Source organism: Filimonas lacunae (assembly GCF_002355595.1).
GTDB lineage: Bacteria > Bacteroidota > Bacteroidia > Chitinophagales > Chitinophagaceae > Filimonas > Filimonas lacunae.
In genome coordinates this window covers 6,779,076-6,805,177 of sequence record NZ_AP017422.1, presented here as the reverse complement: position 1 = coordinate 6,805,177, position 26,102 = coordinate 6,779,076, and the positions used below count along the sequence as shown (strand labels likewise).

The following is a 26,102-nucleotide window of genomic DNA, read 5'->3' as shown; positions in this document are numbered from 1 at the left end:
ACACATGTTACATCGAAGGCATTTTTTGAAGATGGGAACACTGGGTGTTTCTTCTCTTCCTTTTTTATCGATGGCATCCCGTAAACAACCTGCGGGAAATAAGCCTATTGTTATATCCACCTGGAATGAGGGCATTGCAGCCAATAAGGCGGCGTGGGAAATTTTAGGAAAAGGTGGCCGTGCTTTGGATGCGGTAGAAGCCGGCGTAAGAGTAACAGAAGATTCCATCAACTGCTGCGTAGGCTTGGGGGCTAATCCCGACCGTGATGGCCATGTAACACTGGATGCTTCTATTATGGATGAACACGGCAACTGTGGCAGTGTGGCTTTCCTGGAAAGAATAAAACATCCTATTTCTGTAGCCAGAAGGGTGATGGAAAAAACGCCGCACGTAATGCTGGTAGGAGAAGGCGCACAGCGCTTTGCTGTTGCGGAAGGTTTTCCGTTGGAAGCCGATAAGCTTTCTGCCGATGCAGAAGCTTCTTACAAAGAATGGTTGAAAAAATCAGAATACAAGCCTGTTGTCAATATTGAAAATACTGGCCACGGTCCTTTTGCTCCTGCACGTTTAAGCAATGGCGATTTAAACCACGATACCATTGGCATGGTGGCTTTGGATGCTGCAGGCAATTTTGGGGGTAGCTGTACCACCAGTGGTATGGGCTTTAAAATGCGTGGTCGCCTGGGCGATTCGCCTATTATTGGTGCTGGCTTGTTTGTAGATAATGAAGTAGGGGCTGCTACCTCTTCCGGTTTGGGCGAAGAAGTGATTAAGGTGTGTGGCACACACCTGGTGGTAGAACTGATGCGCCAGGGCTATAGTCCCGAAAAAGCCTGTAAGCTAGCTGTAGAGCGTATTGTAAAAAGAAATAAAGGCAATGTAAAGGATATACAGGTAGGCTTTCTTGCTATTAATAAAGCAGGCGAATATGGTGCATTTGCTATTCAAAAAGGCTTTACCTATGCGGTATGCACTGGTGAGAATAAAAACGAAATGGTGGCATCCAAATACTTTATATAACCGGGATAAGATGTAATAGTAAAACAGGGTGTATCACTGATCTGATACACCCTGTTTTGTATAAGGAACTTTGTTGTAAAAGCATTCTGCCTATACGGCGTCTGATAAAGAGGTGAATGTAAAATCTCTCACTTTCATCGGTGGTATTAATGCCTGTATGCCCGATTCGCCGCTAACCGTACGCTCAGGCTTGCCTAGTTCTTCCAGGTTGTTGAGCATAATGATAGGGCTTTCGTTGAAGCGGAAGTTTTTAATCGGGTATTTGATCTGGCCGTTTTCTATGTAAAAAGTCCCGTCACGTGTAAGGCCGGTGTAGAGTAATGTTTGTGGATCTACCTCGCGTATGTACCACAAACGGGTAACCAGTATGCCTTTCTCGGTGCCTTTAATCAGGTCTTCCAGAGAAGCGCTGCCGCCTTCTACAATAATGCTGTCCGGAAACGGTACTGATTTGGCATTTTTTTCCTTGGCCCAGTAACGGCTGTAATACAGGTTTTTGATAGCCCCGTTCTCTATCCATTTTATTTTTTCCTGTGGGCGTCCATCACCACTCCATGTGCTGGTAGGCATATCGGGGTTTAATGGATCGGAGTAAATGTTTACGCGTTCATCAACCAGCTTTTCTCCCAATTTGGTTTTGCCGCCTGCTTTGCTTAAAAAGCTGCGGCCTTCATCGGCGCTGCGCGCGTCCATGTTAAAGAATATATTTTCCAGTAACACAATGGCGGCGGCTGGTTCCAGTATCACGGTATACTTGCCGGGTTCCAGTGCTTTGGCGCTGGACGAGTTGGCTGCTTTTTGTGCGGCTATGCGGGTGGCGGCTGCTACATCCAGCTTATTGATATCGTTATATCCTTTAGAGGCATAACCCGAACCTTTACCATCCTGTGTGCGCAGGGTTACGTTAAAGCTAACATCGGTGCCGGTGTTGTAGGCAAACAGGCCGTTGCTGTTCATCATAGCCGAAAAGCGGGTGGCGTTTTCCCAGAAGCCGGCTGCTACCAGGTTGTTTTGTGTGGCCACCTCCAGGCTTTTGGCTACGGCATCTGCACGTAGTTTGGGGTTAATGGCGGCTGTTGCTGGCACATACATTTTCGATTCCTGGTATTGCTGCGGCCCCAGGTTGGGCATGAATTCGGGATTTTCAGGCGCCAGGTGGGCCAGTTCTTCTGAACGGCGAACGGCTTTTTCCAGCGATGCGTCATCAAATTCATTAATAGTGGCAGTACCCACTTTTTTGCCATAGGACGATTGTACCACCAGGCCGGTAGTGCTGATGCCACCGCTGGTAGATACGGCGTTACGTGCGTAGCGTATGTTGCCGCCATCCGACCCATACAGGTTCACTTCTATGGCATCTGCTTTGGAAAAGGCAATCACTTTTTTCAGTAATGCCTGTGCTTCTTCTTTGCTAAGTATAGGCATAATTATATTTTTCTGGCTGTGTTAATTACGTTTACTCCATTAAAGCGTGCTGTGGACGATCCGTGCGATACAGCACTAGATTGGCTGGGCTGACCTTTACCATCAAAGAAAGAACCGCCAAGGCGGTAATCTTCTTTCCCTGCTATAGCGCTGCACGAATTCCAGAACTCCTGTGTATTGCTTTGGTAGGCCACATCTTTTAGCATGCCCGCAATTTTGCCGTTCTTAATTTCAAAATACAGTTGGCCGCTGAACTGGAAATTATAACGCTGCTGATCGATAGAGTAAGAGCTGTCTCCTATAATATAAATACCTTTTTCTACATTTTTAATAAGGTCGGCAGGCGACTGGCTGGTGGCGCCTGGCTGTAGCGATACGTTGGGCATACGTTGAAACTGTACACTACTCCAGTTATCGGCATAGCAACAACCTTGTGAAGCCGGCAGGCCCAGTATATGCGCCTGGTCGCGTATGGCCTGGTAACTGGTGAGTATGCCATCTTTTATTAAAGGCCATTCTTTGGTTGCAACACCTTCATCATCATAGCCTACAGCGCCTAACGAGCCGGGCTGTTTTTTGTCGGCCATGATGTTTACCAGTTTGCTGCCAAAGTTGAAGTTTTTGCTTTGCCATTTATCCAGCGTTAAAAAGCTGGTGCCGGCAAAGTTGGCTTCGTAGCCCAGCACACGATCCAGCTCGGTAGGGTGGCCTACCGATTCATGTATGGTAAGCCACAGGTGCGATGGGTCTAATATTAAATCATACTTACCCGCTTCAACCGATTTGGCTTTCATTTTTTGTATCACTTCCGATGCGCCGTTACGTGCATCTTCCAGCATATCGTAGCGTTGCTTATATAAAGTGGTAACGCCTTTTATTTTGTCCGACTCCCGTGGCAACAGGTATTCATAGCCCATGCCCATAGGTGCGCTTAACGCGTTACGGGTTTCAAACTTGCCGGTAGTATCGTCTATTTTGGTAATGGTAAACGTAGGCCATATGCGATGAATGTCCTGGTCGATGTAAGAGCCGTCTGTTGAAGCAAAGTACTTTTGTTCGTTCACCAGGAAGAGGATAGAGTTTACATAATTAGCTCCTCCTTTCATAGCGGCATCGTTCACAGATAACAGCAAATCTACCTTGTCTTTAATAGGCACCTCAAAGGCGTTCTTTTCAATAGGGGCTTTCCAGCTTACTTCGCCATAGCCTTTTTGCGGGGCCAGTATTACCGGTTCTTTTAACAGTCGCGAATTTTCTTTGGCAATCTCCACAGCCAGTTGCGCTGCCTTGGCAATGCTGTCTGTATCCAGTTTATCGGTAGCGGCAAAACCCCAGCTGCCATTGGCAATAACACGTATACCAATGCCGTACGATTCGGTATTGGTAATGTTCTGTACTTTGTTTTCCCGTGTTACTACAAACTGGTTTAAATAGCGGCCAATGCGCACATCGGCATAGGTGGCGCCCTTGCTTCTGGCCTGGTTGAGTACCACATCGGCCATTTGTTTTTTAATGGCTACATCAACAGTGGTCCACGGGCTATCCAGCGGAACATCTTTGCCAAAAGAAGGAATACCCGGCAATAACGTTGCGCCCAGTCCCATACCTGTCATGTACAAAAAGTCTCTTCTTTTCACGATAGTTCTGGTGTTTGAGGTGATGAATAGAGGAAGAAATAACGATAGGGAATTTACCTTTTTCTACTTACCGGGTGTGTGCATTTAGGATGAACGGTTAAACAAAAGGAAGAAGATTGGGAAGTGTGCTGTCAGGTCAGTTAACAGTGCAGGCTGCTGACATCCATTAATACTTACATAAGAATAATAGATATATACATGAACTACATGCATGCGCGATGGTGTGGTCACAGGCGCTTTTGCTAGTTTTAGATACCTGTTCAAAACAGGGAGCACTGCTGCTTTCTGATTCAGGATTGTATTTGTAACTAATTGATAAGTATATGGAAATCTCCGCCTTAACAGCTGAAACTCAATTTGCCCCCATCAATGGTAACCAGATCGCTTATCGTGTTTTGGGGCAGGGGCCTTACCTGCTTATGTATAACCGTTTCAGAGGGGTGCTGGACACCTGGGACCCCTTGTTTATTGATACACTGGCCGGGAGCAATACGGTTGTTCTTTTTGATTATCCGGGCATTGGCGACTCTGCCGGTATGCTTCCTGAGGATATGACGGTGGTAGCCAACACCGGGGTGTCACTAATGAGCCATCTGGGTGTAAACACATTCAGTGTGGCGGGTTGGTCGTATGGAGGTTTGGCGGCACAGGCTGCGTTGTTTTTGCACCCGCAGCAAATAATCAAAGCAGTGCTGATTGGCACCAACCCTGTGGGCCAGAATGAAATTCCGCTGGACACTACTTTCCTGGAATATGCTTTTAAACCGGTGAACACGCTGGAAGATGAGTATGTATTATTCTTTGAACCTGCGCAGGGAAAAAGCCTGGCCGCAGCAAACGCTTCCCATGAAAGAATAGCGCAAAGGTTGGTTCGTGGTAAAATACCTGTAGGCATGGAAACATATCAATACTATTCAAAAGGTGCTGCCATGATGCGGGAAGATAAAGCAGGCTTTCGCGCGCAGTATGCTTCGCTGCAGGCCCCTGTGCTGGTTATTTCCGGCGATCATGATATCAGTTTTCCGGTTGAAAACTGGTTCTCGTTGTTACGCACTGCACCTTCTATACAGCATATTATTGTACACGGGTCAGGTCACGGACCACAGCACCAGGAACCGGAATTGATAGCAGGCTATATGAATCTGTTCCTGAACAGACCTGCATAAGTATACGGCTTTAGATTGGGAGGGGATATCTGGCAAGGGGTATAAAAACGGGGGAAGCATCTCTTTGATGGAGATGCTTCCCTGTTTATTTAAATAGCGTCTGATAAGGAGGTAAAGGTGAAGTCCCTGATTTTCATGGGTGGTATCAGATAGCTGCGATACGATTCTATGCTGATAGTTCTTTCCGGTTTGCCCAATGCTTCTACGTTGTTCAGCATGATAACCGGGCTTTCGTTAAAGCGCATGTTTTTAATGGGAAACTGAATTTTACCATTTTCAATATAGAACGTTCCGTCACGTGTAAGGCCGGTAAGTAATAACGATTGCGGGTCCACCATACGTATATACCACAGGCGCGATACCAGTATGCCTTTTTCTGTATTCTTAATCAGTTCATCCAGCGAAGCGGTGCCGCCGGTCATAATCATATTAGAAGGAAAAGGCACAGGCTGCACTTTTTTCTGTTGTGCCCAGTAACGGTTGTAAGCCAGGTTTTTTACCACGCCGTTCTCTATCCAGTTTATACGTTGCAATGGCTGGCCATCGCGACTCCAGGTTGCGGAAGGCAACTCGGGGTTAAACGGATCGGAGTAGAGGTTTACCTTTTCATCCATCAGTTGTTCACCCAGGCGGTTGCCGCCACCGGGCTTGCTCATAAAGCTGCGGCCTTCATCGGCGTTGCGTGCATCCAATCCACGAAACATGTTTTCCAGCATATAAGCGGCGGCTACGGGCTCCAGTATAACGGTGTATTTGCCGGGCTCAATGGCTTTGGCGTTTACCGAGCCGTTGGCTTTGGAAGCGGATATTTTAGTAGCACTATAAGTATCTAGCTTGCTGATGTCGTTAAAGCCACGGGCTGCATAGCCCGAGCCGGTACCTGCTTCGTTGCGGGTGGTGATGGTGAATACTACATCTGTGTCTTTATTGTAAGCAAACAAGCCTTTTGAGTTCATCAGTGCGTAGCAGCTGGTGGTATTTTCTATATAACCGGCGGCCTGCAGGTTGGCTTCTTTTGACACCTGTATGCTTTTGGCTACTGCTTCGGCGCGTGTGTCGGGAGTGATGGCGGCGGTAGCCGGAATGTAGTTAATGCTTTCCTGGTAAGTTTGCGGGCCCAGCAGTGGCACGTATTCCGGGTTTTCGGGAGCCAGCTGTGCCAGTTCTTCGGCACGCTTTACAACGCGTTGTAAAGCGGTATCTGAAAATTCGTTAATAGTGGCGGTGCCTGTTTTTTTACCAAAAGTGGCGCTTACCGATAAGGTAAGATTGCTGATGTCGCCGGCGGTAGAAACGGCGTTGCGGGCATAGCGGATGTTGCCGCCTTCCGAGCCGTTCAGGCTTGCTTCGCATTCGTCTGCTTTAGAATAGCTCAGCACTTTTTTTAACAGCGCCTGTGCTTGTTCTTTAGTAAGTATTGCCATGATAATGTTGTCAGATTTTTCTTGCGGTGTTAATAACATTTACTCCATTAAAACGTGTGGTGGCGCTGCCATGCGAAACGGCATTCGATTGCGAAGGTTGTCCCTTGCCATCGTTGAAAGCGCCGCCCAGGCGGTAGTCGCTGGCATCGGCAATTGCACTGCACGAGTTCCAGAACTCCTGTGTGTTGGCCTGGTAGGCCACGTCGTTTAACATGCCTACTATCTGCCCGTTTTTAATTTCGTAAAAGGTTTGTCCGCCAAACTGGAAATTATAACGTTGCTGGTCAATAGAAAAAGAACCGTCACCAATAATGTAAATGCCTTTTTCTACATTTTTAATCATATCGCTTACACTTAACGGCGTTTGGCCGGGGCGAAGCGATACGTTAGGCATACGTTGAAACTGCACATCGGCCCAGGTTTGTGCATAGCAGCAACCCTGTGATTCTTTTAAGCCAATAATGTGTGCCTGGTCGCGTATGGCCTGGTAGTTTACCAGCGTGCCGTTTTTAATTAAATCCCATTCTTTGCATTTCACCCCTTCATCATCATAGCCTACAGCACCTAGCGAGCCGGGTTGCAATTTGTCGGCAACAATATTTACCAGGTTGCTGCCAAACTTGAAATTGCCCGAGCGCCATTTGTCCAATGTGAGAAAGCTGGTGCCGGCATAGTTGGCTTCGTACCCTAACACGCGGTCCAGCTCTGTAGGGTGTGCTACCGATTCGTGAATGGTTAACCATAAATGCGAGGGGTCCAGTACCAGATCGTATTTGCCCGGTTCTACAGTTTTGGATTTTAGCTTCTGGTCCACATCGGCTGTGGCATTTTTTATATCATCCAGTATATCATACCGGCCTTTATAGCGGGTAACAATACCGGGTATATGTGTGTCGGCTAAAGGCGTCAGATATTCGTAGCCCATGCCGGTGGGGGCACTTAACGATTTGCGCGTTTGAAACTTATTAGAAGCGCGGTCTATTTTAGTAACGGTAAAGGTGGGGAAGATGCGATGTACATCCTGGTCTATGTAAGATCCATCCGTAGAAGCAAAATACTTTTGTTCGTTTACAGCCAGTATAGCGGAGTTTACAAAGTTGGCGCCGCCCTGCATGGCAATGCTGTTTACTTTCAACAGCAAGTCTACCTTGTCTTTTACAGGCACCTCAAAAGCATTTTTCTCAATAGGCGTTTTCCAGTTTACTTCGCCATAGCCTTTTTGCGGGGCCAGTTGCACCGGCTCAGTAATGATTTTAGCGTTGGCTTTGGCAACAGCCACTGCTTTTTCTGCTGTTCGGGCTATGTCTTCTTTGCTGAAGCTGTTGGTGGCTGCAAAGCCCCAGCTGCCATTGGCAATAACACGAATGCCTACGCCCATCGATTCGGTGTTGGCAATGCCCTGCACTTTGTTTTCCCGTGTGGTAACAAACTGATTCAGGTAACGGCCAATGCGAATATCGGCATACGTAGCGCCTTTGGATGTAGCAGCTTGTAAGGCTACATCGGCCAGCAGCTTTTTTGTGCTTACATCAAGGCCTTCATACAAAGCTTCTTCTGCACTGATGGGGTTGCCGAGTAACATAGATTTGGGCAGTAGCAATGCCCCCAAACCCATAGCGGAAAGTTGGAGAAAGTCTTTTCGTTTCAAGGTTCTACCTCCTTGTTAGTTTTTGGTGAATAATATCACACCGCTCTCATGTGTGTTGTGTAGTTAGCAATCTACGCAATTTTATAACTGGCTTTTGCTGCGGTCACCGTTTTTTTCGGCTTGTATACCGTGTTTACTTTCCCACCATAAAAAGCCCAGGCATAGTATTAATACCAACCAGGCATATAATGGTGAAACGGTGATAATACTTGCCTGTATAATGCCGGTATTGTTGGCCTGGGCCAGCGTTTTAGCAAACTGCTGTGTGTCATGTATACGCCGGGTTGCCTGTATTCCCTGCCATTGCAGGGCATCGTAGGCATACCACCACCAGGTATTGCCGGTAGTGGTTACGCCTGCCTGCCAACCGGCGTGGGTGGGCCAATAACGCCCCTGCCATTGAAAAGGCAGTAAAGCATCTTGTTTCATCGATACAAAACTTTCATTGATCTGTCCTTTGGGCAGGGAGGTGTCGGTGGTAATAAGTTGTATGTCAATTGGTTCGTTTACAATAGGGATGTCGGTTTGGGTTTGCCACTGTTCGCCCGCCAATGAGGGGCATACTGCCTGTTGCAGCAACGTAGTCCATAAAGCAGCATAAGCCTCTTTGTTACCAGCCAGTTGCAGGCTGTAGCTGTTGGTGAAGGTATGTGCTACCAGGTGCCCCATGCCATATAATGCTGTTGCTGCCAGCAGGTGCTGTTGTGCATCGCGGATAACAGGCTGTATGGTGGTATGTGGCTGAATATATAATAATGGCGCAGGCGGAAAAGTGGTTACATGACTGTTGCCGGGAATATTTACGGATGTAGCCTGTAATGCGGTAGAAGGCATGGTGGCGCGTAGGCCGCTGTTGTTGTAAAGGCCGGGCAACCGCATGCTGTCGGCCGTTAACACAATGCCCATGCCTTTGGTGGCCACCTGTTCACGAATGGCGGCCTGTTCGCTGCTGCTCAGCGTGTTAAGTGTGGTGGCATCGCATAGCAATACGGCAAACTGCGCTAACAGGGAAGCGTTTAACTGATCCAGGTTGCTCTTTTGCCGGTTGGCATAGAAATACTGGAATTTATTTTTGCTGATAGTGGTGCGGGCTGCTACTGCATAGCCGTTATTGGATAACCAATCTATCAAAAACCTGTTTTCAAAGCCCGGTGAAGATGCCAGCACCAGCACACCAAAACTGGCAGGCACTGTGGTTTCTACAGGTACTGCATTGCGGCTGAGGGTGTCATCGCCTGCTACTTCATATAAAGTATAAACGGCCCTGCCGCTGTGTAGGGGGATAGTTGTTAAAGTAAAGGAATGCTGACTGTTGGCAGCAAGTGTGCAGCTATCCAGTAAAGTATGCTCGCCGTACAATTGCAGTTGAACAGGCTGCTTGTTGTTATTAATATAGTTACCCTGTACCTGTAAAGGTTGCCCTTGCATTAACGGCGATGGCCAGTGAACTGCGGTGATGCCTGAGGGGGCGGTAGTGTGCAATTGCAACTGTGCGGGAGCGGGTAGTTGCTGCCATTGTGCGCTACTAAGCCCGTAACCTGCCACATGCACTAATGGTGGTTGTGTAAAGGATTGTGCGCTATAACTTTCCAGGGTATATACAGGAAGCGGTGCAGCAGCTTGCCGTTGTAATGCCTGAACGCTATCCTTGTTATAACCGGCAGTTAACAATATCACTTCGTGATGGGGCTGATAGTGTTTACTGGTAAATGAAAGGGGAATAGCTAATAAGGCTATTGCTATAACACTCAGCAGGGTAGCCAGCAACCGTGCTGCTAACCACATTCTGGCAGGTCGCCGGTATTCTTTCCACAACAGCCACACAGCCAGCAGCAGGGATATGCTTATCACTATACTATTCCAGTTTGCTGTCATGGACGTTGTTGGGTTTTCAGCTGTTGAAAATATTGTTGCGACAGGCCAGGTATACCATTGGTAGCCGGGGCAGAAGGCATGGCGCCGGGCGCAGGCAATAGTTTGCGTATTGCTTTTTCGGTAGTAGCAATATCAGCCGATGATACTTTCTGTTGCTGGCGAAGCGCTTTTACTATACGCTGTGTTGCTTCGTATGCTGTTAAATAAGCGGAAGGTTGTGCAGATGCGGCGGCTCCTAAGTGTTGCGTGGCTTGTTGTATTATTTCTATGCCACTGCCCGAAAGTGTGCCCTGTGCTTTCAGTTGCTCCAATGTGCCAATAGCGCTGCGTAGCAAATTATTTTTATCAGCCGGTTCACTGGCTTGTTTTTGGGTAGAGGGGGAACCAATCTTATCCAGCTCGCCGGTAAGCCGTTTCTCCGGTTTCAGTGGTGGAATTTTAGCGCTGGTTTTACCTACATAAGAGCGTGATTTCTGTTGCAGGTCTTTTAGTAAACGCAGGGCTTTGTATTCAAATGGAAGCGCTTCCTGTGGCAAATGCGTGCGCAGTTTTAATTCTGCATTCCACATTTCTGCCAGCACTGCTTTCAGTTGCTTTTTGGTTTCAGGATCAAAGAAGGTAGCGTCTTCGGCTATATCATGTTTGTGCGAAAAGGCATCTATTATTTTGTCGGCGTTATTAAAGTCTTTGGCATCGTTACCGGCTTCGTGGTGGTGGTCGTTGTCGTGATGTTCGTCGCCATCTTCTATCCGGTCGTCACCAATATGTGTTTCCGATTCTTCGCCTAAAAACTTACCATAACGCAGGCGTAACAATTTTTGATCCACGCCAAGGTCTTCACTTTTTTTAGTAAAGTCCTGTTGTGAAATGGCTTGCTGCGAGCGTAACAATAATTCTGTTTCAATAATAATTTGCCGCTGGCTTCTAAAGTATTCCGGTTTTACGGCTACACTGCTTACCATTCCGTCAAGATTCATTAGTTGGGCGGTATCAGGCAGGGTGATGATATACATGTCTGAGCGGCTTTCCTGCTGATGGGTGTCGGTGGCCTTGATATAAAAATACAATTCATCTCCGGGTACCATTTGCATCGCATGCAGGTCGATGGTTTGTTGCAGCTGATAGCCGGTGTCTTTGGTGGTAAAGTCGTTGTGAAAGCTCAGCTGGTGTTCTTTAAACTTCACTGCTTCGCCGTTGCCACTGGCAATGGTGGCTACAATGGTACTGTTTTGAATGCCGTAGTCGTCTGATACATGAACCTGCACGGGTACCTGTTGTGGCATACCAAAGTCGATAACCGTATGCAGGGCGGGTGATTGCATGGTGATCACCGGTGCTTTATCCTTGATCGTTTCTATTTTATAGTATTCCGATAAATGCTCATCCAGCTGCACCTGGTAAAAGCCGGCTTTGCGAATGGTGGTGCTGGCCTGCCATTGTTGCCTGCTGCTGTCGATAGGGTCCAGTGATAAAGTGGTGGAATCGTTAAATAACAACTGTAGCCGTTTTACCGGCAGGCTGGTATGCACATGCCAGGTAAGGTAGGCGCCCTCTTCTACCTGCACGTTTAACTGTGCCTGTGAGCGGATGATCTTTTGTGTGTATTCGGGTGGTTCAATTTGTATAATGGCTTTATCTATACCTGGTAATAGCTTTTCTGTTGGTGGGGCAGGGGTGGGGTGTACGGTGATAGCTGGTTTTGGCAGGGGCTGCGGATGTTTTCCCGCCCATACCAGCACTGCCAGGCTGAGTATGGCCAGGCCGGTAAGATAGGCTACTGCCTTTTTCAGCAGTAATGCTAATGGAGAAACCGGCTTTTGTTGCAACAGTACCTGTTGTATGCGTTGCCATTGCAATTGTTCCAGTGTGTGTAATGTGCCGGTTGGTTTTACTAGCAGGTGCGCACTTTCTTCCAGTGCAGGCAGGTGCCGGTTGAGGTATTGAATTACATCGGACTGTTGTAAACGCCATTGCGGATATACCAGCAGCGACAATAACAGGCAGGCTATAAATAAAGGAATGAACCACCACCAGCTTGCCTGGAAAAGCACATGCAGCAAAGTGCCTGTTAATAAGGCGCCGCCTGTTGCCAGCATACAGTTATGCAACCACGCCTGTTGTTTCCACCGGCGTTGCCATTTTTGTATACGTATAGCAGGAGTATCAGGCTGCATGTGGTTGTCCTCCTTTTTTAATGGCATGTGTAAAAAAACGTTCCAATGCAAACACCGCTACTGCCAGTAACCAGCAGGCAGGCGTTAATGGCGTGTTTTCCTGCGCGCTGCCTGCAAGGGTGGATGTACCGGTTTGCAGGGATGGTTGCAATTGGATAGTATCCATGCTTCTGTTATCCCTCTGCAAATGAATGTCCACAGTTGCCGGATGTAACACCTGCAATAGCATTTGTGGAAAACTGCTGCTCCAGGTAAGATTGTTCCAGGCCGGGTTAAAGCGGCTGGCAAAACGATATACCTGTGGGGCATTGCTGGCACTATATAATAAGGGCTCACCAAATCCATCGCGCCACAGGGTTCGCAAACCGGGTGAGGTGGCTACCTGGGTGCGTTGTTGTAAAAATAGAGGTTCTGTAATGTGGCCGGTGAGAATAGCGCTATGGGTAGCTACTGTTTTGCCGGTGTCGTATTGCAGCACATAATCAGCCTGGTATGTGGCAGGCACCTGTTGTGCAGATAGCCATATCAGCCATTGAAGTTTGACAGGTGCGGGTGCATTGTTTTGTAAGGTAACCACCTGCATGTTCAGGTGCGTATAGTTGCGAATGGCTGTTAAGGCTGCCTGCATATAAGGAGCATCCTCACTGGCCAGCACACCTATGAGCATAACGCTGGTGTCTACGTTTACAGGTGGCTGTGGTGGTAAGGCTACCTGCCATTGTCCGTTGTGCTGCCCTAAAGAAATGCTGTCGTGCTGTGTAGAATCGGGGGCTATTTCCCGGTAAGTATAAGTAGTGCCATTACTGTGTGTGTGCGCCAACTGGAGGTATATTTTTTTATCGGCAGTAAGCCAGGCTTTATCAATAAAAGAATTTACGTTGTCTGTTGGTGTATAGGTTTGCCAGTGTATGGGGCGGTGCGTAACGGCACGGTTGCCATAAAAATGACGAAGGCGGTTATTGGTAAATAAATATAAATCAATGTTGGCCGGGGCTTGCTGCTGCAATGCCGGTAGTAAACTCCAGTAGGATACAGGTGTGTTGTGGGTGCTGGTATCGTTACGCAAGCGGCTGGTATCTGTTTTTTCAAAACCGGGTTGCAGGTAATGCAGCTGGTAACCTGCCCGCAGTAAAGAATCAATAGCGGGCTGGCAATAGGTGTACGTGTTGAGGCCATCTGCTTTGTCTACCAATATCCATCCGGGGGTGCGGCTGGTAGCAGATGCTTTAGGTTGCCACACGGGTTGTGCCAGCAATAATGCCAGTAACAACAGTAGCAGGCAACGTAGCAATAATAGCAGCAACTGTGTCAGTTTCAGGTTAATGGCGGGTTGCGGCGCTTGCTGTTGCAGAAACAACAGGCTACCTACCGGTAATATTTTGCCTTGCCGGGTATTCCACAAATGCAGTACGATGGGTATTATTATCGCAGTGCCTGCCAGTAGCCATATGGGATGTAACAGTTGCAGCAAGGTTTATAGAATGCTTTTTTTGCGTTGTTGTAAAAAGTCGTTTAATGCTTTGTCTATCGGTTCGTTCATGGTCATCATCCGGTACGAGATATTTTTCTCCAGCAATTGCTTGCGTTGTGTCTGTAGCCAGGCTTGTAGCTTTTGCTGGTATTCCTGCCGGTACTGCGGGCTGCTGATGGGTATGGTTTGCTGTGTTTCCAGGTCCTGCAGTGTGGTGTAGCCTGCATAATCCATGTCCAGCTCATTGCGCGCCATCAAATGCAATACAATCACCTCGTGGCGGAAAGCGGCCAGCGCTTCCAGTAAAGGGGATATTTCGTTCTTTGGCTGGTACAAGTCAGATATAAAAATCAACAGCTCTTTTTGCTGGCTGTTGGTGAATATGTTATTGTAAGCTATGGGTGTGGTAAAGTGTCCTTCGGGCTGCAATTGTTCCAGCTGATAAAAAAAGCGGTTCATATGCTGCGGGTCTTTACGTGAGGGCAGCATATATAATTGCTGGTTTTGAAAAGCATATAAACCAATGGCATCGCCCTGTAAAGCAGCCAGCCATCCCAGCGATGCAGCCAGGTAGCGGGCATAATCCATTTTGCTGAAAGCGCCGTCTTTATGGGCCATAGATCCGCTGGCGTCTATTAAAAAGCGAACAGATATGCTGGTTTCGGTTTCCGATTCGCGAATGTAGTAACGGTCGCTGCGGGCATACATTTTCCAGTCCAGCCATCGCAGATCATCGCCGGGCTGGTAGCTGCGGTATTGGCTAAACTCCAGGCCGGGACCTTTTACATTGCTTTTGTTCAGCCCCGACATAAAACCATCAATGGTGGTTTTAGCGGCCAGGGGTAAATCTTTAATAGCCATTAATACGGCTGGATCTAACAGGCGCGACATATACTACTATTTAACTCCGTGAATTAAATAACACCTTTGGTGCGGGTAATTGTTTGCAGCAGTTCGCGGGTAACATCATCCGTGCTAATGCGCTCGGCTTCTGCTTTAAAATTCAGCAACACGCGGTGGCGCAGTACGGGGTAGGCCATCGCCTGTATATCTTCCATAGTAACGGCATACCGGCCTTTGTACAGCGCACGTGCTTTGGCGGTTAAAATCAATGCCTGCCCGGCGCGCGGGCCTGCCCCCCACCGAACCCATTCTTTTACATAGGCTACCGTGGTGGTGTCGGGGCGTGTGGCGCGTATCAGTTCCGATACCAATAAAATCAATTCATCGTTAATGGCCACATCTCTTACCAGTGATTGCAGCTGCCGGATATCTTCTCCGTTCACTACCGGATTTACCACTGCTTTTTTACTGCCGGTGGTACTGCGTAATATGTTGGCTTCTTCTTCGGCGGTGGGGTATCCTATTTTAATATATAATAGAAAACGGTCCAGCTGTGCTTCCGGTAAAGGGTAGGTGCCAGCCTGCTCAATAGGGTTTTGTGTAGCCAGTATAAAAAAGGGTCTGTCTAACGGATAGGTTTGCCCGCCATAGGTAATTTCAAATTCCTGCATGGCTTCCAGCAGGGCCGATTGCGTTTTGGGCGGAGTACGGTTTATTTCATCGGCCAGCACAATGTTCGAAAACAGGGGACCTTTGTTAAACTTGAAAAAGCGTTTGCCGGTGGCGTGGTCTTCTTCCAGTATTTCTGTTCCAATAATATCCGTGGGCATCAGGTCGGGCGTAAATTGTATACGCCGGAAAGGAAGGTGCAGCGCCTGCGACAGCGTGCGTACCATCAGGGTTTTGGCCAGCCCCGGCACTCCTTCCAGCAGACAGTGACCGCCAGCCAGTAAGGCTACCAGTATTTCATCGAGTATGATGTCCTGGCCTACAATTACTTTTTGAATTTCTTTTTTCAGCCCAGATAGCTTCTCCTGCAATTGCGTTACGGTAGTTGCTGTTATTTCCAATGCCTGTAGTTTTAGTTTCTCTATGAATATGCGGGAAAGCAATCGAAGTTGACCGGTAAAATTTCTTTTCCGGAAGAGGAAATTATACCTTTAAAATTATCAATGTTAGAAAATTACACCAGCGGCATTAGAAAATCGGTAATCTGCAATATATCATGAGAGCGGCTAAATTTACTTTCACCCGGTTACGGTACAGGTCTGGCGATTGGGATACCGATCAGCGTATGCCCGCCAACCTGCTCAATTCGCTGATAGAGTACACCACTATTCCCGTTGAGTTACAGGAGAAGGTGATAGACCTTTCTTCCAACGATTTGTTCGATGCACCTTTTTGTTACCTGAGCGGTCATAAGCTGGTGCAGTTTGATGCACAGGAAAGCGCTAATTTTAAAAAGTATGTGCAAAACGGCGGCTTTGTGTTTGTAGATGACTGCAATCATGATATTGACGGCCTGTTTGCCAAATCGTTTGAAGCGCAGATGACTGCTTTGTTTGGCAGCAGCGCTTTAAAAAAGATCCCCAACACGCACGAGCTGTACCATTCTTTTTTCTCTTTTGAAAAAGGCCCGCCCAATACTTTGTTTGAGCTCAATGGCTGGGGCGACGACCTGGTACACGATTACCTGAAAGCCATTATGGTAAATGGCCGCATAGGGGTGCTGTACAGCAATAAGGATTATGGTTGCGAGTGGGATTACGATTTTCGCAACAAACGTTTCCTGGCAGAAGACAATACCAAATTCGGGGTCAATATTATAGTATACGCTATGTCTTAACGCATGCAGGCATGGGCCACCCGCCGTTCTTTAAGCGAAGGGGTAACCCTTCCGGCACCTTAATGTTTTCCTTCCAGTTTGTTTACATAATCCACCGATCCCAGGCGAAAACGGAAGGGGATGCCAGACAGCTTTTCCATCTTTAATTCCTTATCGCAGAAAAAAGGAAGATGGGTGCTGTAAAAATTGGCCGGAAGATTGTAATTGGTAAACGGAGAAAATGGACGAAAGGATACTGCGGGCGATAAAATAACCCTGCCAGGCACTTTTGAGGTGGAATCGGAGGGTGTTTGCGCTGTAACTGTCTTGTTACCCACCAGGGCTATCATCAGTAATATGAGAGTTTTCGTCATCCGATTGGCTTATAGTATGTAAATTTACCGCGAAACAATAACTTTTGTACGGACGATTTCCTAGAGGAATATTGAAAACGAATGTCACTTAGTCAATCTTTACAACAGAAATTACTTCAGAAGCTATCTCCACAGCAAATTCAGTTAATGAAGCTGCTGCAGGTACCTACTGCCAACCTCGAAGAACGCATTAAAGAAGAGCTGGAAGAGAACCCTGCCCTGGAGGTAACCGAAGAAAGTCATGACGACAACTTCGAAGAACAACAGGACGAGTTTGAAAGCGGTGAGGATGAATATGAGATGGATGGCAGCGAGGACGAGTACGAGAATATAGATATCAGCGAATATGTATCGGATGGCGATGACGACGTGGCTGATTACAAGCTGCGCGACGACAACTATCCGGATTCTGATGAGAAAAAAACACTGCCTTTTAAAATAGAGAGCAGTTTTCACGATGTGCTGCTGGATCAGCTGGGCATGTTATCGCTGGACGAAAAGAGTTTTAAAATAGCCGAGCAGGTGGTAGGTAGTCTGGATGACGATGGCTACCTGCGCCGCGAAATCTCTTCTATTGTAGACGATCTGGCTTTTCGCCAGAATGTGGACGCCTCAGATGAGGAAATTGAGGAAATAATTCACCAGATTCAACAATTTGACCCTCCGGGTGTTTGTGCCAGGGATTTAAGGGAATGTTTATTGTTGCAACTGCGCAGACAATTGGTGGCCGGTAAAGATGTGAACCTGGCTATTCAGGTACTGGACAAGTACTTTGAAGAATTTACTAAAAAGCACTACGAAAAAATACAGCGCGGCCTGAACCTCAACGACGATCAGTTGCGCGAAGTTATCAACGCCATTATTAAATTAAACCCCAAGCCAGGTGGCAACGTGGGTGAAATTAATAAGGCCGAAAGCTATGTTGTTCCCGACTTTTTTATACTCAATTCAGGTGGAAAGCTGGAATTGACCCTCAACGCCAAAAACGCGCCTGACCTGCGCATCAGCGAAGGTTATCGGGATATGTTGAAGGAATACGATAAAGGAGCTAAAAAAGACAAGCGCCAGAAAGAAGCGGTAATGTTCATTAAGCAGAAAATAGATTCTGCCAAATGGTTCATTGATATGATTAAGCAAAGGCAACACACCCTGCTTAGCACAATGGACGCCATTATGAACTACCAGCGCGAGTTTTTCCTTACAGGTGATGAAACTTCGCTGCGTCCCATGATTCTGAAAGACATTGCCGAGGTAACCGGTTTGGATATTTCTACCGTTAGCCGGGTGGCCAACAGCAAGTTTGTGCAAACCGAGTTTGGTACCTACCGTCTTAAATTCTTCTTTAGCGAATCGTTAAGTACCGAAAGCGGTGAAGAAGTAAGCACCCGTGAGGTAAAGAAAATTCTGAGCGACTTAATTGAAGGCGAAGAAAAGCGTAAGCCGTTGAGCGACGAACGCCTGACCGAATTACTACAGGAAAAAGGATACAATATTGCCCGCCGCACAGTTGCCAAATACCGGGAGCAGCTGAACATACCCGTGGCCAGGCTACGTAAAGAGCTTTAATATTATATGGAACCATTGACGATGAGTGTTGAGAATGAATCGGAAGCGCCTTATGTAGCCCCGAAACCCGTGAAATGGGTAGCTACTTTATTAAGTTATGTAGCGCATCCCCTTTTTTTGCCAACTTTCTTTTATTACTGGCTGATACAGCGTTTTCCGGTTGAATTTCCGGGACTGGAAGGTAAAATGTTGCAACTGAGGTTGATAGGGGTATTTGTAACCACTGCTTTTTTACCAGGTATAGCGGTGTTTCTAATGTGGAGATTGAAATTCATTTCCGGCATCAGGCTTAAAACCCAGAAAGACCGCATTGTTCCCTATATCATTATCATGATCTTTTACTGGTGGATGTGGTACCTGAGTAAAAACTTTAAAGATCAGCCTGCTGTTTTAAAGTTCTTCTTCCTGGGTATCTTTTTAACTACCGTAGGTGGACTTTCCTTTAACAACTTTGAAAAAATAAGCATGCATGCTATGGGAGTAGCTGGTGTGCTTACCGGTGTGTTACTCACCTGTTTCTACTACAAAACCCACCTGGGCGCAGATGTGTCGATTGTGATGATTGTGGCTGGTGCTGTTTGTTCTGCACGTTTAATACTTAATGATCATTCTACCCGCGAAGTGTATTTAGGCTTTTTTGTTGGCGCAGCCTGCCAACTGATAGGCTATTTTGTTTCGTTTTTGTGGTAGGTGCTGATAAGCAATAAATTAAAAAGCCGGTTGTTTTTAGCAGCCGGCTTTTTAATTTATTAACACATCCATTTAGAGAGGCAGGATATGGCAGTTAAATCATATGTTTTAATGCTGTAATAAGTAGGGTGAAAATGTGTTTTTTGCTATGGCGGTTAGTAAAGTATTCTATTTTACGGGTATAGGGTGAGATAAGGGTGAGTTCAGTGCGGGTATAGGCAAACTACACTTGTTGTTTTTTGCTTATGTAAAACGAACTGGTTTTGGTTTTTGCTAAAAAATGCAGGATTTCTATGGCAAAAAATAAGGCCAACCCTAAGGTTGGCCTGTGAATTATGAAACTGGTTATAATTAGCTTTTTGCTGCTACTGTGGTTACGGGAGCTGCTGGTGCGTTTTCAGCCAGGGCAGGCTGTAAAGCTGGCCAGCTGAAATCGGCGTTCAATACCTGAGAACTGTGATGATACCAGCTGTCTGTGTGATAAATATAGAAACAGCTGCCATCTTTAATAGCATTGATAATATCCTTGTGTTCTGCATAAGGAACCGCCGGGCAACCGTAGCTTCTGCCCATTGCCTGACCTTCATCTGCCCTGTTGGAGTTTACATACCAACTGCCGTGCATTACTACATCACGCATACGCACATTGTTGTTAATGCCTTTTTCAATACCATCCAGACGCATGCTAAAACCTGCTTTACCACTGTAAGTTTCGCCGGTTACCATAAAGCCCAACGAGCTTTTGTGCGAGCTGTTCAGGTTAGAAAAGGTGGTGGCAAACTCGCTACCTGAATTTTTACCATGCGAAACATAAGTATTAAACAGCACTTCTCCTGTTTTCAGGTTTAATACATACAATCTTTTGTGGGTGCTGCTCTGGCTTAAATCACAAATGGTTAATAATTCTGGTTTCTTCAGCATGTTTTTGTTTAACATGAACTGATAGCCTTTGTAAGCTTCAAAAAATGCGTCGTGTGAAAGACCCAGTGAATCCAGGTGTAAACCGCTGTAAATAGAGTCTGCCATTCTCTGGCCTTGCGCGCTGGCGGTTTTATCGCCCAGCAGGGAAGCAAATTTCTTTTTGTCGTCTGTAAACCTCTCTTTACTGGTGTAGCTAAACGCAATAGATGTAAAAGCACTAAAACATACCGCTGCAATAATCATTACTCTTTTCATCAAAGCTCACTTTTTTGATTGGGGGTTATTAATTGGTGATACCGTGACTATAATGTCGATTCTGGTAAATTTATTGCCTAATTGCGACTTATTTAAGCTTTTGAAGGTTATTTTATAGTTTTTTTTAAAGGTAAACACTGCCCAAACGTTAACATTTAGTTGATTTTCACCTGTATTCGCTTTGTTAAAATATTACCTTTGCTCCGCATCAGGTTACATTTCTTCCTGTTCGGAAGGTATGTATTAAAAGGGAATCCGGTGTAAATCCGGAACTGTCCCGCAGCTGTAAGTTTCCAGGCAACTCATTATTGCCGCTGTTTATTCCACAATACCACTGTAGCCACTAAGGCTATGGGAAGGTGATACAACAGCAAACAAGTCAGAAGACCTGCCCGTTGCAGATAGATATTCATCGCTTTCGGGGATTGAAGCTGGATAGAAAGGTCAAAAAGCAATTTTTTATTTTTTATTCCTGTTAGCTGTTGCTGCTGCAACGGTAAACCGTATTCCGTTTTTCCGAAAGGAACGATACAAGCATGAACTATCATTTACCTATACGGCCTGATATTTTGCTGTCGTGCCTGTAGTAAAATAATTATGAAAAGAATAGTACCTGTTAAGTGGCTTTTACTCAGCGCGGGCATGCTTCCATTCCGAAGCCTGTTGGCGCAGCAGGTAATGCATGCAAAAGATACACTGGCCGAGGTGCGGGTAAATGCTATTCGCAAACTGCCCACTACTTCACTCACGCCTGCACAAACCCTGTCGGGCGAAACCCTGCAACGGCTCAATAGTTTATCTGTGGCAGACGCTGTTCGCTTTTTCTCGGGTATACAGTTAAAAGACTATGGCGGTGTGGGGGGGCTTAAAACCATCAACGTGCGCAGCATGGGTAGTAACCATACGGGTGTTTTTTACGATGGGGTTCAGTTAGGCAATGCTCAGAACGGCCAGATAGACCTTGGACGTTTTTCGCTGGATAATATAGAAGAGATTTCGCTGTATAGCGGACAAAAAGATGCGGTGTTTCAGCCAGCTAAGGCATTTGCATCGGGCAATGCTATTTACCTGCAATCGCGTAAACCGGTATTTGCCGCCAACGAAACCATACATCTGAGCGCGAAATATAAAACCGGTTCGTTTGGCCTGGTAAATCCTTCGGTGTTATGGCAACAAAAGCTTTCTCATCGCACCAGTGCTTCTTTTAGTGGTGAGTGGACCAATGCCAATGGGCGCTATCCGTTCCGGTATGCGATGGAAGGGGGATATGATACCACCGCCACCCGCTACAATGCCGATGTAAACTCCTGGCGTTTGGAAGCGGGGTTGGATGGCACGGGTAAAGACAGCAGCGAATGGAAAGTAAAAGCCTATTATTATACCTCGGCACGCGGCCTTCCCGGGGCAGTAGTAGCCAATAAGTTTGAACACGGGCAGCGCCTGTGGGATAAAAGCTTTTTTGCACAAGGTTCGTGGAAAAAGAATATCACCGGCAAATACAGCCTGATGCTGAATGCCAAATATGCTTATGACTACACCCATTACAACGACCAGGAAATTGTAACCACCAGCGGTTACCTGAATAATTACTACCGGCAAAATGAATTCTATTTTTCTGCTGCCAATCACTATCAATTAACCTCCTTCTGGGATGTGGCTTTATCCGGCGACTTTCAGCGGAATAGCATGAATGCTAACCTGTATAATTTCGCTTATCCTACACGTTATACCACATTGGCTTCCTTAGCCAGCCAATTGCATTTTGCACGAATAGACATACAAGGCAGCGCACTGGCTACGTTTGTAAATGAAAATGTGCGTACGGGCGTACCTGCGGGCAACAGGCAGGAGTTAACGCCGGCTGTCTCTGCTTCGTGGCAGCCATTTGCTTCTCCTGCGTTTCATGTGCGGGCGTTTTATAAAAACATCTTTCGCATGCCCACTTTTAACGATCTCTATTATACCGAAGTGGGTAACACCAGCTTAAAGCCGGAGTTTGCCAAACAATACAACCTGGGCATTACCTACGCAAAATACCTGGCCGCTAACAAACTATTATTGACTACACAGGTGGATGCTTATTACAACCGGGTGAAAGATAAAATTATTGCCAGCCCCAGCGGAAGGCTGTTTCGCTGGACTATCATGAACCTGGATAAGGTACAGATTAAGGGGCTGGATGTAAGTATGCAGGGCGTATATAAACCTGCGCAGCATTGGGAGCTCACTACCCGTGCCAGCTATACCTGGCAACAGGCTCAGGATGTAAGCGACCCTGCCGATCCTTACTATAAAAATCAGATCATCTATACACCTGAGAACAGTGGTTCTGCCATAGCTGGCATTACTTATAAAACCTGGATGCTCAACTATAGCTTTTTATACACAGGTGGGCGGTATTTCCAAAAAGAGAATACTGCTGCCAACTACCTGCAACCCTGGTATACACATGATGTATCAGCAGGCAAAAGCTTCCGGTATAAAAAGTATACAGGTAGGCTGATGCTGGAAGTAAACAATGTATGTAACCAGTATTATGATGTAGTTAGAAACTTCCCTATGCCGGGACGTTTTTATCGCATCTCTTTGAGTGTGCATTATTAATGATAACAACACATGAAGCGAATGAAACAGATAGCCCCGAAACTGATGGCAGCCATTGTGCTGCTGGCAACGGCTTGTCGTAAAGACACGCCCGTGGCTACACAGGAAGAGATAAGTGTGCAATCGCCGGATGTAGCAACAGGCAATGGCTTTTACCTGTTGAATGAAGGTGACATGGGTTTGAACAAAGCATCGCTGGACAGGTTTAATTATAACACCGGCGTTTACTATCGCAATATTTACCCGCAAATAAACCCCACTGCCACCAAAGAGCTGGGGGATGTGGGAAATGATATACAGGTATATGGCGGCAAACTATACGCCGTTATTAACCTCAGCGATAAGGTGGAAGTGATGGATGTAACCACGGCCAAACGTGTGGGAGTAATTGCCATACAAAACTGTCGGTATATCACCTTTTACAATGGCAAGGCGTATGTAAGCTCTTATGCCAGCACGGCAGGCAATGCTAATGCAGGTGCAGGTTTTGTGGCTGAAATTGACACCGCTACTTTGCAAATAACCCGCCAAGTGAATGTGGGCCGCCAGCCAGAAGAAATGGCGGTGGTGAACGGTAAATTATATGTAGCCAATTCCGGTGGCTACACGCCTGCTAATTACGATCGTACCGTGTCGGTAGTAGACCTCGCCAGCTTTACCGAAACCAAACGCATTGATGTGGCTATTAACCTGCATCGTTTAAAAGCGGATAGGCATGGCGATATCTATGTTACCTCACGTGGCAGTTATTACGGTGTATCGTCCAGGCTGTTTGTAGTGAACACACAAACCGATGCCGTAAAAGATTCTTTTGCCCTGGGCGCCAGTAATCTTTGTATACAAGGCGATTCGGCTTATGTGTTAAGTACAGAATGGAATGCCAACACAAATTCCAACACCATCAGCTATGCGTTGGTGAATGTGCAAACAGAAACCATTATAAGCAAAAGCTTTATTACGGATGGAACGGCAGCGTCTATTAAAGTGCCTTATGGCATTGCGGTAAACCCTGTTAACCGCGACATATTTGTAACAGATGCCAAAGATTATGTAAGCTCGGGCACTTTGTATTGTTTTGATAAAACGGGTAAAAAGAAATGGTCGGTAACGGCCGGAGACATACCCGCACATATAGCCTTTATAACCAAATAGAAAAAGTAAAAAAAGCAAAAATGAAAAAGCTACTTTTCGCAGTACCCATGTTAGCTGCTGTGTTCTTCTCTTGTTCTAAAAAAGATGATGCTGCACCAGCCGTTAGTGGTGTATATGTGTTAACAGAAGGGAACTTTTCTGAAACAGATAGCAGTGCTATCGCCTTTTATAATGCAAGCACGCAAACCGTTGACTGGAACTATTATAAAACAGTAAACGGCACCAAACTGGGTAACGGCGCTAATGATTTAAAACAGTATGGCGGTAAAATGTATTGCACCGTAAGCGGTAAAGACACTGCTACTTTAAGCGATTCTTATGTGCTGGTAATAGATGTGGCAACCTGCAAACTGTTATCTAAAATATCTTTCGCTTCTGGTACCAGGGCTTATCAGCCCCGTTTTGTAGCATTCAATGGCAACAAAGCTTATGTTTCCTGCTATAATGGTATGGTTTGCCGTATAGATACTTCTTCTTTACAAATAGATGCTACTGTGCAAACAGATGGTGTACTGGAAGGTATTGCTGCATCCGGCAACAAGCTGTATGTTGCTAATTCAGATAACTATACACTGCCTTCTACCAATAATTCTTCTGTTTCGGTAATTGACATTGCCACCTTTAAAAAAACAGGTCAAATCAGTGTAGGTTTTAGTCCTATTAAAGTTGCAGCAGGCAGCGGATTTGTGTTTGTGGCTTCAGCCGGTAATTATGATGATATCGCAGCTTCTGTATCTGTTATCAGTAGCGCTACTGATGTGGTGGCAAAAACTATAGATGCCAATATCAGCTGGTTTACAGCAGGTGCGGATGCTGTATATGCAACAGGCTATGATGGCACTGGTTCGTTCATAAAAAGCTACAATGTAACAACTGGCGAAGGCACCAGCTTTATTACTGATGGCACTACCCCTAGCAACATTTATGCTGCTACTGTAAATCCATCCAATGGAGATGTATATGTTGCCAATGCTGGTTACGCTGCCGGTAAAGATCTGGTATATGTATTCTCCTCTGCAGGTAAACTGAAGTTTCAGTTTGCTACCAGCAAAGCACCACAAAACTGTGTGTTTTTAAATTTATAAGCATATAAATAAAGCATCATGAATTGGGGCTTACCAAAAAAGATATACCTGCTGGCTGTGTGCGCAGGCGTTGTAGCGGTTTCTTGTAAAAAAGATAAGGATGAAACAGTGGGGCGCAGTCGTTATATCAGTAAAGTATATGCTTACGTGCCTGCACCGGGGCAGCTTATCAACGACAGCACCTGGGGCATTGATAAAGCTCCTGCTACTTTAATTGGTGGTATCAGCGGTACAGTGTCATTAGGCGCTTATGGCGGGTATATTGTATTTGGCTTTGATCATGCGGTGCAAAATAGTGATGGTGCTGACATTGCCATTTATGGCAATCCATTGCCGCCACCTGCTACAGAATGGTCCGAGCCGGGTATTGTAATGGTAAGTCGCGATGTAAATAGTAACGGTTTGCCCGACGACGAGTGGTACGAACTGGCAGGCAGTGAATATACCAGTGATGCTACTATTAAACATTATACCATCACCTATTACAACCCGAAAAAGCGGGCAAACGTATTGTGGCGCGATAGCCGGGGCAAAACTGATTCGGTACTGGTGAATATCTATCATTCACAGGCCAACTATTATCCGCTGTTTATAACAGGTCAGGATTCGGTGAGCTTTACGGGCACGTTGTTAAGAAATACACTTGTCAACACTTCCGGGTCGTATACGAACCTTTCCTTTACCAGGGGCTATGCAGATAGCTGGAGTTCGGGTGATAACTATACCACTAATAAGTACAATAGCTTTGATATTTCGCAGGCAGTGAACGGCAATGGTGCCAGTGTAAGCCTTACGCAAATTGATTTTGTAAAGGTGTATACCGGGCAAAACGGTGCAGGTAATGCTGTTGTAGGCGAAGTATCCACTGAAATTTTGGGCGCTGCTGACTTACATATCCAGTAGAACGCGGTTCTACACGAGAAAACACCCTTTTTACAAAAATGGC

Annotated in this window: 20 protein-coding genes and 1 riboswitch; of the genes, 9 read left to right on the top strand and 11 right to left on the bottom strand. The window is 46.3% G+C overall.

Annotated features, from left to right (window positions below):
* Nucleotides 1–4 precede the first annotated feature (4 nt).
* Nucleotides 5–1,021 (top strand): isoaspartyl peptidase/L-asparaginase family protein, encoded by a 1,017-nt coding sequence (locus FLA_RS26805; protein ID WP_076376133.1) that lies wholly within the window; start codon nucleotides 5–7, stop codon nucleotides 1,019–1,021.
* Between the two features lie 90 nt (nucleotides 1,022–1,111).
* On the opposite strand, the gene FLA_RS26800 is transcribed toward FLA_RS26805, so the two are convergent.
* Together FLA_RS26800 and FLA_RS26795 are read right to left on the bottom strand one after the other, a co-directional pair.
* Nucleotides 1,112–2,446, bottom strand: coding sequence for a TldD/PmbA family protein (locus tag FLA_RS26800; RefSeq protein ID WP_076376131.1), 1,335 nt, complete (start codon nucleotides 2,444–2,446; stop codon nucleotides 1,112–1,114).
* 2 nt (nucleotides 2,447–2,448) lie between these two features.
* Nucleotides 2,449–4,083 (bottom strand): TldD/PmbA family protein, encoded by a 1,635-nt coding sequence (locus FLA_RS26795; RefSeq protein ID WP_076376129.1) that lies wholly within the window; start codon nucleotides 4,081–4,083, stop codon nucleotides 2,449–2,451.
* Nucleotides 4,084–4,406: 323 nt separating this feature from the next.
* Here FLA_RS26795 and FLA_RS26790 point away from each other — a divergent pair, with 323 nt between their 5' ends.
* Nucleotides 4,407–5,249, top strand: a complete 843-nt coding sequence (locus tag FLA_RS26790; RefSeq protein ID WP_076376127.1) for an alpha/beta fold hydrolase — start codon at nucleotides 4,407–4,409, stop codon at nucleotides 5,247–5,249.
* Between the two features lie 89 nt (nucleotides 5,250–5,338).
* Here the strand turns inward: FLA_RS26790 and FLA_RS26785 are convergent, their stop codons facing one another.
* From FLA_RS26785 to FLA_RS26755, 7 genes are all read right to left on the bottom strand, one after another.
* Complete coding sequence (locus FLA_RS26785) at nucleotides 5,339–6,673, bottom strand: TldD/PmbA family protein (RefSeq protein WP_076377356.1); 1,335 nt, start codon at nucleotides 6,671–6,673, stop codon at nucleotides 5,339–5,341.
* 10 nt (nucleotides 6,674–6,683) lie between these two features.
* Nucleotides 6,684–8,321, bottom strand: a complete 1,638-nt coding sequence (locus FLA_RS26780) for a TldD/PmbA family protein (protein WP_076376125.1) — start codon at nucleotides 8,319–8,321, stop codon at nucleotides 6,684–6,686.
* An 81-nt stretch (nucleotides 8,322–8,402) separates the two neighbouring features.
* The gene (locus FLA_RS26775) at nucleotides 8,403–10,196 is read right to left on the bottom strand and encodes a hypothetical protein (RefSeq protein ID WP_076376123.1); all 1,794 of its coding nucleotides are present in this window, start codon (nucleotides 10,194–10,196) and stop codon (nucleotides 8,403–8,405) included.
* Nucleotides 10,193–12,370 (bottom strand): DUF4175 family protein, encoded by a 2,178-nt coding sequence (locus FLA_RS26770; protein ID WP_076376120.1) that lies wholly within the window; start codon nucleotides 12,368–12,370, stop codon nucleotides 10,193–10,195. The genes FLA_RS26775 and FLA_RS26770 overlap by 4 nt, the downstream gene beginning before the upstream one ends.
* Nucleotides 12,360–13,841, bottom strand: a complete 1,482-nt coding sequence (locus FLA_RS26765; protein ID WP_076376118.1) for a BatA domain-containing protein — start codon at nucleotides 13,839–13,841, stop codon at nucleotides 12,360–12,362. The genes FLA_RS26770 and FLA_RS26765 overlap by 11 nt, the downstream gene beginning before the upstream one ends.
* 3 nt (nucleotides 13,842–13,844) lie before the next feature.
* Nucleotides 13,845–14,732: a DUF58 domain-containing protein gene (locus tag FLA_RS26760; RefSeq protein WP_076376116.1), complete on the bottom strand. Its 888-nt coding sequence runs from the start codon at nucleotides 14,730–14,732 to the stop codon at nucleotides 13,845–13,847.
* A 23-nt stretch (nucleotides 14,733–14,755) separates the two neighbouring features.
* Nucleotides 14,756–15,754: an AAA family ATPase gene (locus FLA_RS26755; RefSeq protein ID WP_076376113.1), complete on the bottom strand. Its 999-nt coding sequence runs from the start codon at nucleotides 15,752–15,754 to the stop codon at nucleotides 14,756–14,758.
* A 155-nt stretch (nucleotides 15,755–15,909) separates the two neighbouring features.
* Between FLA_RS26755 and FLA_RS26750 the strand changes: the two genes are divergently transcribed.
* The gene (locus tag FLA_RS26750) at nucleotides 15,910–16,530 is read left to right on the top strand and encodes a DUF4159 domain-containing protein (RefSeq protein WP_076376111.1); all 621 of its coding nucleotides are present in this window, start codon (nucleotides 15,910–15,912) and stop codon (nucleotides 16,528–16,530) included.
* Nucleotides 16,531–16,589: 59 nt separating this feature from the next.
* On the opposite strand, the gene FLA_RS26745 is transcribed toward FLA_RS26750, so the two are convergent.
* Nucleotides 16,590–16,883, bottom strand: a complete 294-nt coding sequence (locus FLA_RS26745; protein ID WP_144263967.1) for a hypothetical protein — start codon at nucleotides 16,881–16,883, stop codon at nucleotides 16,590–16,592.
* 81 nt (nucleotides 16,884–16,964) lie between these two features.
* Between FLA_RS26745 and rpoN the strand changes: the two genes are divergently transcribed.
* On the top strand, nucleotides 16,965–18,449 hold the full coding sequence (gene rpoN / locus FLA_RS26740; RefSeq protein WP_076376107.1) for an RNA polymerase factor sigma-54: 1,485 nt from the start codon (nucleotides 16,965–16,967) through the stop codon (nucleotides 18,447–18,449).
* Nucleotides 18,450–18,455: 6 nt separating this feature from the next.
* The gene (locus tag FLA_RS26735; RefSeq protein ID WP_144263966.1) at nucleotides 18,456–19,139 is read left to right on the top strand and encodes a hypothetical protein; all 684 of its coding nucleotides are present in this window, start codon (nucleotides 18,456–18,458) and stop codon (nucleotides 19,137–19,139) included.
* A gap of 351 nt (nucleotides 19,140–19,490) precedes the next feature.
* Here FLA_RS26735 and FLA_RS26730 read toward each other — a convergent pair whose 3' ends face one another.
* A complete protein-coding gene (locus tag FLA_RS26730) occupies nucleotides 19,491–20,315 on the bottom strand; it encodes a murein L,D-transpeptidase catalytic domain family protein (protein ID WP_076376103.1) in 825 nt (274 codons plus the stop codon).
* Between the two features lie 193 nt (nucleotides 20,316–20,508).
* Nucleotides 20,509–20,725, top strand: a riboswitch (cobalamin riboswitch).
* 187 nt (nucleotides 20,726–20,912) lie between these two features.
* Here FLA_RS26730 and FLA_RS26725 point away from each other — a divergent pair.
* From FLA_RS26725 to FLA_RS26710, 4 genes are read left to right on the top strand one after another with little or no spacing between them, the layout of a single operon-like run.
* Nucleotides 20,913–22,919, top strand: coding sequence for a TonB-dependent receptor (locus tag FLA_RS26725; RefSeq protein WP_076376101.1), 2,007 nt, complete (start codon nucleotides 20,913–20,915; stop codon nucleotides 22,917–22,919).
* 21 nt (nucleotides 22,920–22,940) lie between these two features.
* Nucleotides 22,941–24,071 carry a YncE family protein gene (locus FLA_RS26720; protein WP_096511329.1) on the top strand — a complete coding sequence of 377 codons (1,131 nt, stop codon included), beginning with the start codon at nucleotides 22,941–22,943 and terminating at the stop codon, nucleotides 24,069–24,071.
* A 20-nt stretch (nucleotides 24,072–24,091) separates the two neighbouring features.
* Nucleotides 24,092–25,156, top strand: coding sequence for a YncE family protein (locus FLA_RS26715; RefSeq protein ID WP_096511327.1), 1,065 nt, complete (start codon nucleotides 24,092–24,094; stop codon nucleotides 25,154–25,156).
* An 18-nt stretch (nucleotides 25,157–25,174) separates the two neighbouring features.
* The gene (locus FLA_RS26710) at nucleotides 25,175–26,059 is read left to right on the top strand and encodes a hypothetical protein (protein WP_076376095.1); all 885 of its coding nucleotides are present in this window, start codon (nucleotides 25,175–25,177) and stop codon (nucleotides 26,057–26,059) included.
* Nucleotides 26,060–26,102 lie beyond the last annotated feature (43 nt).

Coding starts and splice junctions, on each gene's coding strand:
- FLA_RS26805 (WP_076376133.1), top strand. CDS start 5: ATGTTACATCGAAGGCATTTTTTGAAGATGGGAACACTGGGTGTTTCT.
- FLA_RS26800 (WP_076376131.1), bottom strand. CDS start 2,446: ATGCCTATACTTAGCAAAGAAGAAGCACAGGCATTACTGAAAAAAGTG.
- FLA_RS26790 (WP_076376127.1), top strand. CDS start 4,407: ATGGAAATCTCCGCCTTAACAGCTGAAACTCAATTTGCCCCCATCAAT.
- FLA_RS26785 (WP_076377356.1), bottom strand. CDS start 6,673: ATGGCAATACTTACTAAAGAACAAGCACAGGCGCTGTTAAAAAAAGTG.
- FLA_RS26775 (WP_076376123.1), bottom strand. CDS start 10,196: ATGACAGCAAACTGGAATAGTATAGTGATAAGCATATCCCTGCTGCTG.
- FLA_RS26770 (WP_076376120.1), bottom strand. CDS start 12,370: ATGCAGCCTGATACTCCTGCTATACGTATACAAAAATGGCAACGCCGG.
- FLA_RS26760 (WP_076376116.1), bottom strand. CDS start 14,732: ATGTCGCGCCTGTTAGATCCAGCCGTATTAATGGCTATTAAAGATTTA.
- FLA_RS26750 (WP_076376111.1), top strand. CDS start 15,910: ATGAGAGCGGCTAAATTTACTTTCACCCGGTTACGGTACAGGTCTGGC.
- FLA_RS26745 (WP_144263967.1), bottom strand. CDS start 16,883: ATGACGAAAACTCTCATATTACTGATGATAGCCCTGGTGGGTAACAAG.
- rpoN (WP_076376107.1), top strand. CDS start 16,965: ATGTCACTTAGTCAATCTTTACAACAGAAATTACTTCAGAAGCTATCT.
- FLA_RS26735 (WP_144263966.1), top strand. CDS start 18,456: ATGGAACCATTGACGATGAGTGTTGAGAATGAATCGGAAGCGCCTTAT.
- FLA_RS26730 (WP_076376103.1), bottom strand. CDS start 20,315: ATGAAAAGAGTAATGATTATTGCAGCGGTATGTTTTAGTGCTTTTACA.
- FLA_RS26725 (WP_076376101.1), top strand. CDS start 20,913: ATGAAAAGAATAGTACCTGTTAAGTGGCTTTTACTCAGCGCGGGCATG.
- FLA_RS26720 (WP_096511329.1), top strand. CDS start 22,941: ATGAAACAGATAGCCCCGAAACTGATGGCAGCCATTGTGCTGCTGGCA.
- FLA_RS26715 (WP_096511327.1), top strand. CDS start 24,092: ATGAAAAAGCTACTTTTCGCAGTACCCATGTTAGCTGCTGTGTTCTTC.
- FLA_RS26710 (WP_076376095.1), top strand. CDS start 25,175: ATGAATTGGGGCTTACCAAAAAAGATATACCTGCTGGCTGTGTGCGCA.